Raw genomic sequence first — 13,876 nt, 5'->3', positions numbered from 1 at the left:
CAAACCGTGCGTGCGGATTTCCCGCACACGGCTTACGGGCAGTCTCTCGAGTCGCTGCATTACGCGACCTCCTGGAAGAAGGCTCGCTCGGGGTACTGCACGGTCCCTCGCAGGCGATGAAGTCCGAGGCTCCAGAAGTACTCGCGCGTCCACCTGCTCGACTCCCCCGGCTTCAGATGCCGGCCCTTGCGCTCCACGCGCAGGTCCCGCAGCCGACGCCAGACGTAGCTGTCGAGTTGGTTGAATTTCTTGGCGGCATTTCCGGTGCGGAAGTAGTTGCCCCAGCCCCGCAGCACGGGGTTGAGATCGGCGATCACCTCGCGGAGATCCGCGTGGCACCGCCTCATCGGAGTCAGCTCCTTCACGCGCTGTCTCACCCGCTTCATCGCGCGCGCGGACGGCCAGCGATGCAGGAAATAGAGGCGTCTGCCTTTCTTCTCCCACAGCGCTCCGCTCATGCGTTTGTGCAGGTGATGTCCGAGAAGATCGAAGCCCTGCTTGCCGTCGTAGAGCTCGACTCGCCTCGTCTTGTCCGGATGCAGCTCGAGACCGAGGCGCCCGAGGATGACTCGAATGCGCCTCTCTGCCTCTTCGCACTCGCGCTTCGTCTTGCACATCACGACGAAGTCGTCCGCGTAGCGCACCAGCGTCCCGAGCGGGGCGCTCTTACGCATCCACGTCACGTCGAGCACGTGCAGGTAGATGTTCGAGAGCAGCGGAGAGATGACTCCGCCCTGCGGCGTTCCCGCGATGTTGCGAGTCACGACGCCCCCGTCCATCACGCCCGCTTCGAGCCACTGCCGCACCAGCTTGAGCATCCGCCGATCCGAGATGCGTCGAGCGACCAGCTTCATCAGCTTGTCGTGATCGATGCTCCCGAAGTAGTCGCGGATGTCGGCGTCGAGCACGTGGTGATGCCTCTTCGCGCCGAGCTTCCTCAGCGTCTCCAGCGCACCCAGCGCGCCCCGCTTCGGCCGGAAGCCCCACGAGCACGGAAGAAAGTCCGCCTCGAAGATCGGCTCCAGCACCAGCTTCGCCGCCATCTGGACCACTCGATCCCGGACCGTCGGAATCCCCAGCGGCCGCTTCCTTCCATCTGCCTTCGGGATGTACCGGCGCAGCACCACCTCGGGCCGGTACGTCTTGCTCCGCAGTGCCTCGCCGAGCTCTTCGAGGAAGCGCTCGACTCCGTACTGCTTCACCTCGGCGATCGTCTGGCCATCGACGCCCGCCGCGCCCTTGTTCGCCTCGACTCGCTTCCACGCTTCCCGAAGGACGTCACTCCTCCAGATGTGGTCATAAAGAGCGTGAAAACGTCTTCCAGGTGCTCGCTTGGCCGCGACCCACAGTCGCCTCTGCAGTTGTCGCACTTCTTCGCGCGGCCTACGGCCGCCGGGGTCGTTAGGTCCGGTCCTGCCGGCCATTCCCTCGCGCTTACCTGCTTCCTCGACGTGACTGCCCCAGGGACCCTTCCCTCCCGTCGCGTTGTTCTGCACGACGTTCGTCGACATCGCCGTGGCGATGCCGTGCGGTACTACGATCCCCTCGGACTCCCGCTGCGCGGCGGCCGATTTCGCCTTCGGCTTATACGGCGCGCTTCGCCCCGACGAGGGCTGCGCAGACGGGCCTCTCGTGTTCCGCGCTTCTCCGTGATCGCGTGCTGCGCCCCATACCCCGCCGAGACTCGATGCGCGCTCCGGAACAGACGCTTCGAGCGTGGCCTTCGCCGTGAAATGAGCGGCTCGGCTCTCGGATTGTTCATCTGACGAGGCTGCAGGCTTCACTTCATGTTGCGGCCCGCGATCTTGCTCCCCGCTGCACAGCTCTCGCTGCCTGACGGGCTTTCGACGCCCCGCTCGGGACGACGGGATCTCTCCCGACGCCCGGGGCCTGCTACTCGCCGCTCCGGTGCCTACCGAGGCGGGACTCTCACCCGCAGGAGAAGCGCAGCGCGCAGACGTCGGCCCTACGGCTCGACCTTCGTCTGCGTCACGACGCACCATCCCGCGAGCATACCCGCGCGCGGCATCTGCTCGGTGAGCCCGAGCACGCGACGCCGATGCGGTGTGCACGGCGATCGGACTTGGAGACGCACGGCGCGGCGCGGAGTTGAGGCGCGGGATCACGCCTCGCGTGCTGCGCGATGCGTCGTGTCGCGGCACCGGCAGGGGGGGTTGGCTGCATGCGCTTCGCGCGATGGGCTTGGCATTTCGTGGCGCTCGTCTCGGCTTGCGCGGTGTGGGCGACGGCGGACGTCGCCGAGGCGCAGGCCACGGTCTCGCCGTACTTCCTGGTGATCTTCGACACATCCGGCTCGATGGACGCGTCGACCGGAGGCGGCGACAACTCGTGCGGGCAGCCGCGCGTGCGCCTCAACGACGCGAAGTGCGTCCTCCAGCGCGTCGTCAACGGCTACGGCGACGTCACGTTCGGGCTCGAGCGGTTCGCGCAGAGCTGCAGCGGGCGATGCCGGAGCTGCGCCGGTGGCACGTGCAACTGCAGCTGCAGCGCGAGCTGCACCGCGACGGCGTCGAGCGGGCAGGTGATCGTGCCGGTCCGCGCGGACAACCAGCGCGACATCCTCGAGTGGGTCGACTTCTCGTGCGACCAGTGCAGCGCGATGGCGCCGGGCACCGACCCCGAGCTCGTCGCGAGCGGCAACACCCCGCTCGGCGGCGCGCTCCTCGCTGCGCGCGCGTACTACACGGGCGGTGCGAGCCCGCTCGTCGGCGACACCTTCGGCGCGTGTCGCCCGGTGAACGTGATCCTGCTGACCGACGGCGAGGAGACGTGCGGCGGTGACGCGCGCAGCGCCGCGTCGCTGCTGCGATCGACGACCGTCGGCGGCACGACGTACGACATCCGCACGTACGTGATCGGGTTCGGCGTGCCCGCGGGCGACGCGGCGATCGAGGCGATCGCGGCGGCGGGCGGCACCGACGCGCCGGGCGCGAGCCGCGGCTTCTACGCGACCGACGAGACGAGCCTCGCGCTCGCGTTCTCGCAGATCATCGCGGACTCGACGCGCTTCGAGACGTGCAACGGCGCCGACGACGACTGCGACACCCGGATCGACGAGGGCTTCACGCTCTACTGCGATCGCCCGGGCGGCGTGAGCGCGCCGAGACTGTGCGCCGATCCCGGCGAGCGCGTGTGCAACGGCACCGACGACAACTGCGACGGCGCGATCGACGAAGGGCTCGTGAACGCGTGCGGCTCGTGCGGGCCCGCGCCGTCCGAGGTGTGCAACGCCGCGGACGACGACTGCGACGGAGCGATCGACGAGCGCGCGTGCAGCTGCCCCGCGCCCGCGCCCGAGATCTGCGACGGGCTCGACAACGACTGCGACACCCGCGTCGACGAGGGACCGCTCACGCGGCCCTGCGGCACCGACGTCGGCGAGTGCACCGCCGGCACCCAGACGTGTGTCGTCGGAGGCAGCGGCGAGTGGGGCCTCTGCGTCGGCTCGACGGGGCCGCGCACCGAGACGTGCAACGGCCTCGACGACGACTGCGACGGCGCGGTCGACGGCTTCGTCGAGCCGTGCGGGAGCGACACCGGCGCGTGCCAGCGCGGCTCGCGCGCGTGCACCGCCGGCAGCTACGGCGCGTGCATCGGCGCGATCGATCCCACGACCGAGCGCTGCAACGCGAGCGACGACGACTGCGACACGCGCGTCGACGAGGGCGACCCGGGCAGCGGCGCGGCGTGCGGGAGCACCGTGGGCGCGTGTCGCGGCGGGACGCTGCGCTGCGTCGCGGGCACGCTCACCTGCACCGGCGGCGTCGGACCGATGAGCGAGGTCTGCGACGGCGACGACGACGACTGCGACGGTCGCGTCGACGAGGGCAACCCCGGCGGTGGCGCGTCGTGCGGCGAGAGCGACGTCGGCGAGTGCCACCTCGGGACGCTGCAGTGCACCGGCGGCGCGCTCGTGTGCAGCGGCGCGCGCGGTCCGCGCGGCGAGCTCTGCAACACGCTCGACGACGACTGCGACACCCGCGTCGACGAGGGCGATCCCGAGGCGGGCGCGCCCTGCGGCGACGACACCGGCGAGTGCTCCGCCGGGACCACGCGATGTCGCGGCGGCACGCTCGTCTGCGACGGCGGCGCGGGCCCGAGCGCCGAGGTGTGCAACGGCCTCGACGACGACTGCGACGGCGCGATCGACGACGAGATCCCGGTCGGCGCGGCGTGCGGGAGCGACGTCGGCGAGTGCGTCCCGGGCGTGAACGTGTGCGACGCGGAGAGCGGCACGCTCGTGTGCTCGGGCGCGATCGGCCCGACGGCCGAGGCGTGCAACCTGCTCGACGACGACTGCGACACCCGGATCGACGAAGCGCTCGCGGACGGCGCGACGTGCGGCGCCGACGAAGGGCTCTGCATGGCGGGCGCGCTGCGCTGCGTCGGTGGCGTCGAGATCTGCGTGGGCGAGGTCCCGCCCGACGTCGAGGTCTGCGACTGCGACGACAACGACTGCGACGGCGCGACCGACGAGCCGCCGCCCTCGGGCAGCCTCTGTCCGCCGGGGAGCGCGTGCGTCGACTGCCAGTGCGCGCGCCCGTGCGTCGACGGCGAGTTCGGGTACCAGTGCCCGACCGGTCGATCCCCGCGCGTCGAGGACGGCGTCTGTCACTGCGTCGCGGATCGCTGCGACGACGCGCGCTGCGCGACGGAGACGGTCGAGCTCGCAGGCGAGGTCGCGTGCGCGCCGGAGAGCGACGACGTCGCGCGCTGCGTGTGCCGCAACAACGAGTGCACGTTCGCGTGCGCGGGCGTGCAGTGCCCGCCGGGGCTCGCGTGCGACCCGCGCGACACCACCGGGCGCTGCGTCGAGGACGACTGCCGCGGGCTCGGCTGCGGTGACGGCGAGCTCTGCGATCGTGCGACCGGCGCGTGTGTGCCCGATCCCTGCGCCACGACCGACTGCGACGACGCGCTCGCGTGCCGCGCCGGCGTCTGCGAGACGAGCTGCGCCGACGTCGAGTGCCCGCCCGGCGCGCGCTGTCACGCGGGCGCGTGCGAGATCGATCGGTGCGCCGACGTCGAGTGCGCGGCGCGCGAGGTGTGCGATCCCGCGAGCGGCGACTGCGTCGAGGATCGCTGCGCCGGGCGCGTCTGCCCCGAAGGGACGGTGTGCGCGCCGGTGACCGGCGAGTGCGGCGTCGATCCGTGCGATGCGCTGCGCTGCCCCGCCGGGCAGATCTGCATCGACGGCGACTGCGCCCAGGAAGCGCGCGACGTCGACGCGGGCGTCGCGCGCGACGGCGGCCGCATCGACGCGGGCACGAGCGGCGACGACGACGTGCGCGTGGTCGCCGCGGGCGGTGGCGGCGCGATCTGCGCGGTCGGTGCTGCGCGAAGCGAGAGCGAGATGCCTGCGCTGCTCGGCCTCGTCGCGCTCGCGCTCGTGCTCGGCAGACGCGCGCGAAGGCGCCGCGCCGGCGAAGGAGGTGCGCGATGAGCCGCGTGGGGCGCGTCCTCGCGATCGCCGCGCTCGGCGGGTCGCTCACCGCGTGCGAGCTCGACCCGTACTGCTTCACGTGCGTGGGCGTCGCCGACGGCGGTGACGTCGACGCCGGCGATGCGGCGCCGCACGACGGCGGGCTCGATGCGTGGGTCGCGCTCGACGCCGCCATCGACGCCGGCGAGGAGCCGGACGGTTGCGTCGGCGGCGCGGTCGAGCGCTGCAACGAGCTCGACGACGACTGCGACGGGCGCACCGACGAGGGCGTCGACACCTCGACGAGCCTCGAGCACTGCGGTGCGTGCGGCGCTCGATGCGCTCCGATCGGTGCGTTCGGCGCGTGCGTCGCCGGCGCGTGCACGATCGAGTCGTGCGACGTCGGTCGAGTCGACCTCGACGGCGATCCCGCGAACGGCTGCGAGTACCGCTGCCTGCCGAGCGACGAGCGCGACGCGCGCTGCGATCGCCGCGACGACGACTGCGACGGCACGATCGACGAGGACTTCGACCTCGCCGCCGATCCCGCGAATTGCGGAGCATGCGGCCGCGTCTGCCGGGCCGCGCACGCCGCGGCGAGCTGCGTCGACGGCGCGTGCGCGCTCGGCGCGTGCGAGCCCGGGCATCACGACCTCGATCGTGTGAGCACCAACGGATGCGAGTACGCGTGCACGCCCGCGGTGCCCGCGACGGAGTCCTGCAACCTGCGCGACGACGACTGCGACGGTCGGGTCGACGAAGGCGATCCCGGCGGCGGCGGCGCGTGTGGGAGCGATGCCGGCGAGTGCGCATCGGGCACGCTGCGCTGCGTCTCGGGCGCGCTCACCTGCACCGGAGGCGTGTCGACCACGACGGAGGTGTGCAACGGCGACGACGACGACTGCGACGGAAGCACCGACGAGGGCAACCCCGAGGGCGGTCGTTACTGCGGCAGCGGCGAGGGCGCGTGCGAGCCGGGCCGCGAGCAGTGCACCTCGGGCGCGCTCGTCTGCGTCGGCGCGGTCGGCCCGAGCACCGAGCGCTGCAACGCGATCGACGACGACTGCGACGCGCGCCTCGACGAGGGCAATCCCGGCGGCGGCGCGTCGTGCGGCACCGACACCGGCGCGTGCACGGCAGGCGCGCTCTCGTGCGTGGGCGGCGCGCTCTCGTGCGCCGGCGCGACCGGCCCCGCGCTCGAGGTGTGCAACGGCGCGGACGACGACTGCAACGGCACCGTCGACGACGGCTTCGCGCTCGCGATCGATCCGCGCAACTGCGGCACCTGCGGTCGCGTGTGCACGTTCACGAACGCGGTCGCGACGTGCAGCGCGGGCAGCTGCGCGATCGGCCCGTGCCTGCCGGGCTACGTCGACGCCGATCGCAACCCGGCGAACGGGTGCGAGCTCGCGTGCAGCATCGCGGGCGCCGAGCTGTGCAACGGGCGCGACGACGACTGCGACACGCGCGTCGACGAGGGCGTCGCCGCGCCCGCCGCGCTCTGCAATCCGAACGGCGTCTGCGCCGGCACGACCGCGCGATGCGCGGGCGCTGCGGGCTGGACCTGCGACTACCCCGCGACCCACCAGGCGAGCGAGACGCGCTGCGACGGGCTCGACAACGACTGCAACGGGCGCGTCGACGATCCGTTCCCGCAGGTCGGCACGTCGTGCAGCAACGGCGAGCTCGGCGCGTGCCGGCGCACCGGCAGCTACGTGTGCAACGCGACGGGGAGCGCGGCAGTGTGCACCGCGCCCGCGGGCGGCGGAGGCAGCGCCGAGACGTGCAACGATCGCGACGACGACTGCGACGGTCGCCTCGACGAAGGCGCACCCGGCCAGTGGACGCCGATCTCCGGTGCGTTCGGCACGCGCTGGGTGATGGCGTACGAAGCGTCGCGCCCCGACGCGAGCGCGACGAGCGCGGGGTCGGCGAGCCATCGCGTGTGCTCCGAGCCGGGGCGGCGGCCGTGGGTGAACGTCACGTACGCGCAGGCGCAGGCGGCGTGCGCGAGCGTCGGCGCGCGGCTCTGCACCGAGGGCGAGTGGGAGCGCGCGTGCGAGACGAGCGCGGGCTCGGCGTGCACGTGGTCGTACGCGTCGGGGTGCTCGACGTTCTCGGCGAGCACGTGCAACGGCAACGAGAACGACACTGGCTCGGCGTCGGGCGATCAAGACGACGTGCTCGCGACCGGCGCCCGCGCGATGTGTTACGCGAGCTGGGGAAGCGCGCGCGTCTACGATCTCAGCGGCAACGTCGCCGAGTGGACCGAGCGTCGCGCCGCCGGCGTGAACCCGCTGCGCGGCGGGTCGAGCACGAGCCCGAGCGGCGGCACCACGTGCCAGTTCGACTTCGTCGTCGCAGGCGACGCGTACGCGACGCCGGGCGTCGGCTTCCGGTGCTGCCGGACGAGCGCGCCGTGAGAGCGGCGCGCGTGCTCACGCATCGGATTCGTCGAGGAGCTCCCAAGCGCCGGTCCAGAGCAGGAGATCCTCGGAGAGAACACGCCCGGACCGCTCGGCCTCGTCGGAGACGATCAGCGCGAGCGTCTCGACCGTCTCCGTGCTCTCCACCGAGCACGCGAGCACGTGATCGCGATCGATGACAGCCACCACGACGTCCGCCTCGAGCTCGTCGCGGAGGTCATCCCAGAACGCGTCGACGACGAGCGTGCTCGCGTCGAGATGATGCCCGACCCGCACCTCGAAGAGCGGTCCGGCCTGCACGCAATAGACGCGGTCTCCCAGCATGCGCAGCAGGTTGTCGGTCGCGACGCCGCGTAGCTCCGACGTCGCGATGCCGAGCCGCTCGAGATCGCGCAGCGCGACGCCCTGGTATCGGCGAGGCAGGTCGAAGCCGTACCCGATGACCAGCTCGCCCACGAGCGGCTCGAGGATCATCACGTCGCGCTCGCGCTCGAGCACGCCGACGAGCTCGTCCGCGAGGCGCGCGTCGTAGACGCGCGGGACGATGACGTCGCGCGGCGGCTCGGCGATCGATGGAGCGGTCTTGCCGCGGAGCCAGGACCACATGCGTCGCCCATGCTGCACGCGCGTGGGACGCGGCACCAGCGTGCGCGCGTGCTCACCCGCGCTCGGCGAGCGCCTGCGCGACGATGGGCCCGGTCTCCGGTCGCGCGACGGCGAGCGCCCGGAGCGCGGCGGTCGCGCGCGCGCCGCCGAACATCGCGAGCGTCGTCGCGAGGAACGTCGCGTCCTCGACGACGTCGACGTCCGCCATCCACACGTCGAGGAGCGCGTCGCCTGCGAGGGCGAGCAGCTGCGCGTCGGGTCCCGAGCGCGGGGTGCGCGGATCGAGGATCGCGGCGCGCGCCCGCGCGACGTCGTCGACCGCGTGCACCCAGTCCGCTTGCGATCGCGCGCTGCGCGCCGCGCCGCTCGCACCGTGCAGCACGAGGTCGAGCGCACGCCCCACGTCGTTCGGCCCTCCGCCCTGGCCGAGCGAAGCGAGCCGCGCGCGCGCCCACGCGACGTCGCGCTCCGCGCCCGATCGCGGCATGCGGCGCAGCACGAAGCCGAGCTCGCGCACCGCCGCGGCGAGCGCCGGACGATCGTCCTCCCACGCCCCGAGCGCCGCGAGCCCCTGCACCATTCCGTCGACCACCGCGGCCCCACCGACGAGCGCCTCCGCGAGCAGCACCACGTCCGCCGCGGCGTGCGGCGCGACGCGCTCGCTGTGCGCGACGAACCGACGCACGCACGCGCGTGCCTCCGCGGGATGCATCGCACGCTCGTCCTCGAGCGCGCGCGCGATGCCGAGATCGTTGGAGCTCCAACGATCTTCGACCGCGCCCGCCGCGCGCACGAGCATCGTCGCCGCGCCGCGCGGCCAGTGCACGCGCAGCACCGGCCCCACGGCGTCGATCACGTGGGCCGCGGTCGCGCGTGACGCGCCCGGCGCGTGGTGCGCCGCGTCGTGCAGCAGCTGCACGCCGTGCGGCCAGCCGCGCTCGAGCAGCAGGCTTGCGTAGGGCGTCACCCCCGGGCCGCGCTCGATCGGTGCGCGATCCACCGGATCGTCGCCCTCGGGCCACGCATCACCCCCCGCGAACGAGCGCAGCCTCGCCGCGCTCGCGATCCACGGCGCGGCACCGCCGCTCGGCGGTCCTGGCAGGCGCCGGATCGCGCGCCTCGTGCGCAGTGCCTCGCAGATCGCGACGAGGTCGAGCGAGGTGCTCGCGCGCTCTCCCGCCGCGGGCCATCGCACGTCGTCGAACGCGAAGAGACGGCGCGCGCCGCGCGGAATTCCTGCCGTCTCGCGAAGCTTCGCGTCGCTCGCGAAGAGCAGCGGCCGATGGTGCTCGCAGAGCTGCAGCAGGATCCCTTCGTGGGGCGTCACGCGCCGTAGCTCGGCGAGGTCGGCGTCCGCGAAGCGCCGCGGCAGGCGATTCGTGACGTGCACGTCGGTGCCGTCGACCGCGACGACGTGGTGCTCGGGCGGCATCGGGATCGGCACCATGCGCGAGGCCCACGGCGCGCTCTCGATCGACGCGCCCGACTCGTCGCGCTCGCCCGAGAGCACGAGCATGCTCGACGCGCCGTCGACGCGCGTGCCCGAGTCGATCTCGATCGGGTCGAGGTCCGATGCCGGCACCAGCGCGTCGCTCGCCAGCCGCGCGCCGCGCGCGCCCGCGCCGAACGCGCGCGTCGAGCGCGCGACCCACTCGCCCGCGCCGGGCCAGCACACGATGCTCTCGATCACCAGCGCGTCGCCCTCGGGCGACGCGTAGCCGGTCACGCGCATCGCGCCCGTCGTGTAGTTCGCGTTGTCCCACAGCGGCAGATCGAAGCGCGCCGCGGCCTCGTCGAGCGTCGCGATGCCGAACACCGGACCGCGCGCGATCGGCTCGGGCGCGACCTCCGCGAGCACCGCCTCGACCGGCGCGGGCAGGCGCGTGTCGGGCAGGCGGAGCCGGCGCGCCAGCGCGAGCGCGTCCGTCGTGCCGAGCGCGGTCTCGACCGCTTCGCGCACCGCGGGCCCGATGCGCGACCACTCCTCGCGCAGCAGCGCCTCGGCGCGACGGTTGCCCGACGCGGCGAGGAACGCGAGCGTCGCGTATCCCTCCCGCTGCGCCGCGATCCACGCGCGCGCCAGCGCGAACGGCGCGGGACGCGGCGCCGGCCCGTCGCGCTCGGAGACGCGCGGATCGACGACCTCCGTGCGCAGCGCGATCTCGAGCGCGCGCGGGCGCGCGATCGCGAGCAGGCTCGGCACCACGCACCACGGCACGTTGCGCATCACGCCGCGCTCGAGGCGGCTCTCGAGCCAGGGCAGCACGCCGTCGCCGTAGCGCTCCACGAGCGCGGTGTTCTCGCGGCCCCGCACGTGGAACCGGAGCTCGATGCGCTTCGCGGTGCGCACGAATTCCTCGGCGCTCTCGAGCGAGAGCAGCGCGGCCCAGACGCGATCGCTGCACAGCACCGACTTGCCGTCGATCGTCTCGTCGTCACCGCGCTCGTACACGCTCGTGCCCTCGAGCAGCGCGCGCGCCTCGCCGAGCGGCATCAGCCCGCGCTCGTCGAGCGACGACACCGCCGCGTCGCGCAGCGCGGACGCGACCTGCGAGCGCGACGGCAGCAGCACGAGCGCGCGCTCGAAGACGTCGCGCCGCGGCAGCGATCGATCGCCGATCGCGCGCGAGAGGACCGGCGCCACCGAGTGACCGAGCGCAGCGAGCGCCTCGGCGTGACGATCGATCTCGGCGTCGAGGTCGTCCTTGCGCCAGCGGCTCTGCTCGTCGATCGACGTGGCGATGCGCGGGACGAGCGCCGCGAGCAGCGGTGCCGCGCGCGGCCCGCGCAGATGGGGCAGCACGTCGAGCGGCGCGATCGACGCGACGTACGTCGCGAGCTGCGCCGGCTCGAGCCAACCGAGCGCGCGCGCGAGCAGGAGATCGCGCGGCGCGTGGGGGAAGTCGTAGCCGCGCCACCCGAGCTTCCATGCGCGCTCCGCGTGCGCGAGCAGGAAGCGCTGGCGTCGCTCCGCGGGCACGACGTCGAGGTACGCGACGAGCTCGGGCCAGAACGCGTCGCTGGGGATCGCCGCGCGCGCGATCGCGTCGAGCTCGGGCGGCGGCTCCTGCGCGAGCATCGTCGCGGCGTGGCGCGCGGCGGTGAGCGCGACGACGAGCGCGGGGAAGCCGATCTGCGTGCCCTGCTTCGTCGTCCGGCGCGGCGGGCCGACCTCGGCGTGACGCGCGGCGAGCACGCGCGCCTCCTCGAGCGCGCCCGCGGGCTCGTGCGGCACCGCGCGATCGATCAGCGCGCGCAGCGGCGCGAACGGCACGCCTTCCTCGGCGGCGAGCGCGAACGCCACCGGGATCGCGCGTCGGCCGAGCGCAGCGAGGGCGTCGATCGCAGCATCGCGCGCGCGCGATTCCTCGGGCGACGCGGGCGCGCCGGGCCCGGGCGTCATCGAGACCTTCATCCCGCCGAAGCCACCGAGCAGCGTGGTCGCGCCGCCCCCGCCGGTGAGCACCTTCGCGAGCGCGCGCGCCGGCGTCACCACGCCGCCGACGATCACCTCGACGTCGAGCGCGCCGCTCGGCCGCGCGATGCCGAGCCGCTCGCGCAACACATCGAGATCACCGGGCAATCCGTCACCCGGCAGCGCGTCGAAGAGCGCGGGCTCCGCGAGGAACGGGCGCGTCACGATCGCGGTCGCGAAGCGGCGCAGGCGCGGCGGGATCGTGCTCGCCGTCCACCCGCCGTCGGGCGGCGCGTGATCGGTGACCATCCAGTACAGCGGCCGCAGCGCACGGCGCGCGAGCGACGTCGCGGTCTCGTCCGAGAGCTCGTCCGCCGGTCGCTCCACGATCGCGAACAGCGAGCCCTCGACGCGGCGATCCCGCGTGCCCTTCGCCGCGCCGAGCGCGTCGATCGCGAGCACGCCGAGGTCGCCGCCACGCCACGGCAGCCCGGCCCACGCGCGCAGGTCGAGCCCGCGCGCGACGATCGCCGCGATGCGCTCGATCGCGCTCGACGCGCTCGGACCGTCGTCGTAGTGCGCGATCCGCGCGTGCGCCGCGACCAGCGCGACGCGCTCGTCGCTCGACGAGATCGCGTCGTCGAGGCGAGGCAAGCACACGCGCTCGGCGAGGTAACGATCCTGCAGCGCGGCGCACTGGAGCAGGCTCGCGCGCACCGTGGCGTCCTGCTCGAGCGCGAGCGCAGCGAGGCACGCCTCACGCACGTCGCGCGCGCGCGGCGCGAACCACGCGATCGCGTAGGGCACCGCGGCGCGCACGCCGGCGTCGTCGTCGCCGAGGAGCGCGATCAGCGTCGGGATCTCGCGATCCACCGCGTCGTATGCGGCGCGGAAGGTCGCGCCCTCGTCGCCGTCGAAGTAGCTCCCCCAACGCGGCGAGGTCACGTCGAAGCCGGTCGCGATCCACGCGTCGGGATCGCTCACCGCGAGGCGCGGGAGATACGTGACGATCCACGCGCGATCGGGAGTCGAGCGATCGCGCGCGAGCCGCGCCACGAACGGCACCGCGGGCGCCGTCGCGGAGTAGAGCGTGCCTTGGTGGACGATCGTCCCGCCGAGCCAGTAGCGCGCACGCTCGCGCGTCACTGGATCGTCGCTGCGGAGATCGAGCAGGAGCTGCGGGACGTCGTCGGCGCGTCCGTACGCGTGCTCCAGCGCGGCCCAGTCGATCGCGTCCAGCTCGTCCCGCATCTCGATCGCTCCTTCGAGGCGCGGGCGGGCGGTGCAAGCTGCGTGACCGGGCGCGAAACGCCGTGTTCACGAGGGAATTCGCGCGATCTGCGGCGGGCATCGACGCACGCCCGCGCAACCCTTGCTCGGGCTCAGTGCGCGCGGCGGATCGAGAACGGGAAGCGCGGGAGCGCGTCGCTCTTCTTGCGCGACGCGGGCTTCATGCGCGTCTGCGTGGTCCGCGACGGAGGCGCGCTGGAGGGCGCGAGCAGACGATGGATGAGCGAGTCGCCCTCGCGCGAGGTGGTCGAAGGAGCCGAGCTCGAAGGACGAAGGACTGTGCGACGTTCCATGTCGGGTCGACCGCATAGCAGGCGGCGCGCCACAGCGAATTCTCGTTCGTTCTTGCGCGGACGTCGCACGCTGGCAGCGAGCGGGCGTGACGTTCCGCGACACGGCCGGTGCGCGCCGCCACGGGTGCTCGCACGATCGCCTCGATCGCGCCGAGGTGTCGCGCCCACGACGAGGTGCTCGCGCGCGCGGCGTCACGGTCGCGGCGCCCGACCGCGCGGTCGATCTCGCTCGACCCACACGGCGATCCGCGTCGCCGCGACGGCGCGCACACGGTCGTGGCGGCGCGCGACGCCGCGCGCCTCGTGAGCTCGCGGCGCGCGCGCTCGGAACGCATCGTGCTGATGCCCGGTGCGAGCCCGGCGAGTCGAGCAACTCCCCGCCGCGTGCGCACCTCCGGGTGCG

Annotated in this window: 6 protein-coding genes; 2 read left to right on the top strand and 4 right to left on the bottom strand. The window is 73.6% G+C overall.

Translation table 11 applies throughout. The features are described 5' to 3' along the window. Positions 1-59 precede the first annotated feature (59 nt). Positions 60-1,511, bottom strand: coding sequence for a group II intron reverse transcriptase/maturase (gene ltrA / locus DB32_RS00690; RefSeq protein ID WP_205627013.1), 1,452 nt, complete (start codon positions 1,509-1,511; stop codon positions 60-62). Between the two features lie 701 nt (positions 1,512-2,212). Here ltrA and DB32_RS00685 point away from each other — a divergent pair. Continuing rightward, the gene (locus tag DB32_RS00685) at positions 2,213-5,464 is read left to right on the top strand and encodes a vWA domain-containing protein (RefSeq protein WP_053230473.1); all 3,252 of its coding nucleotides are present in this window, start codon (positions 2,213-2,215) and stop codon (positions 5,462-5,464) included. Continuing rightward, complete coding sequence (locus tag DB32_RS00680) at positions 5,461-7,866, top strand: MopE-related protein (RefSeq protein WP_053230472.1); 2,406 nt, start codon at positions 5,461-5,463, stop codon at positions 7,864-7,866. Before DB32_RS00685 ends, DB32_RS00680 begins: the two co-directional genes overlap by 4 nt. A 15-nt stretch (positions 7,867-7,881) precedes the next feature. Here the strand turns inward: DB32_RS00680 and DB32_RS00675 are convergent, their stop codons facing one another. The 3 genes from DB32_RS00675 to DB32_RS00665 form a co-directional block, all read right to left on the bottom strand. Next, positions 7,882-8,475, bottom strand: coding sequence for a DUF1444 domain-containing protein (locus DB32_RS00675; protein WP_053230471.1), 594 nt, complete (start codon positions 8,473-8,475; stop codon positions 7,882-7,884). Between the two features lie 52 nt (positions 8,476-8,527). Then, entirely contained in the window at positions 8,528-13,141 is a 4,614-nt protein-coding gene (locus DB32_RS44875; RefSeq protein WP_053230470.1) for a DUF7003 family protein, read from the bottom strand. 131 nt (positions 13,142-13,272) lie between these two features. Then, the gene (locus DB32_RS00665; RefSeq protein ID WP_053230469.1) at positions 13,273-13,473 is read right to left on the bottom strand and encodes a hypothetical protein; all 201 of its coding nucleotides are present in this window, start codon (positions 13,471-13,473) and stop codon (positions 13,273-13,275) included. Positions 13,474-13,876: the final 403 nt, after the last annotated feature.

Origin of the sequence: Sandaracinus amylolyticus (assembly GCF_000737325.1) — a bacterium.
In the GTDB taxonomy this organism is placed as follows: Bacteria; Myxococcota_A; Polyangia; order Polyangiales; family Sandaracinaceae; genus Sandaracinus; species Sandaracinus amylolyticus.
The sequence above is the reverse complement of the archived record's forward strand: the minus strand, read 5'-3'. Positions and strand labels throughout refer to the sequence as shown.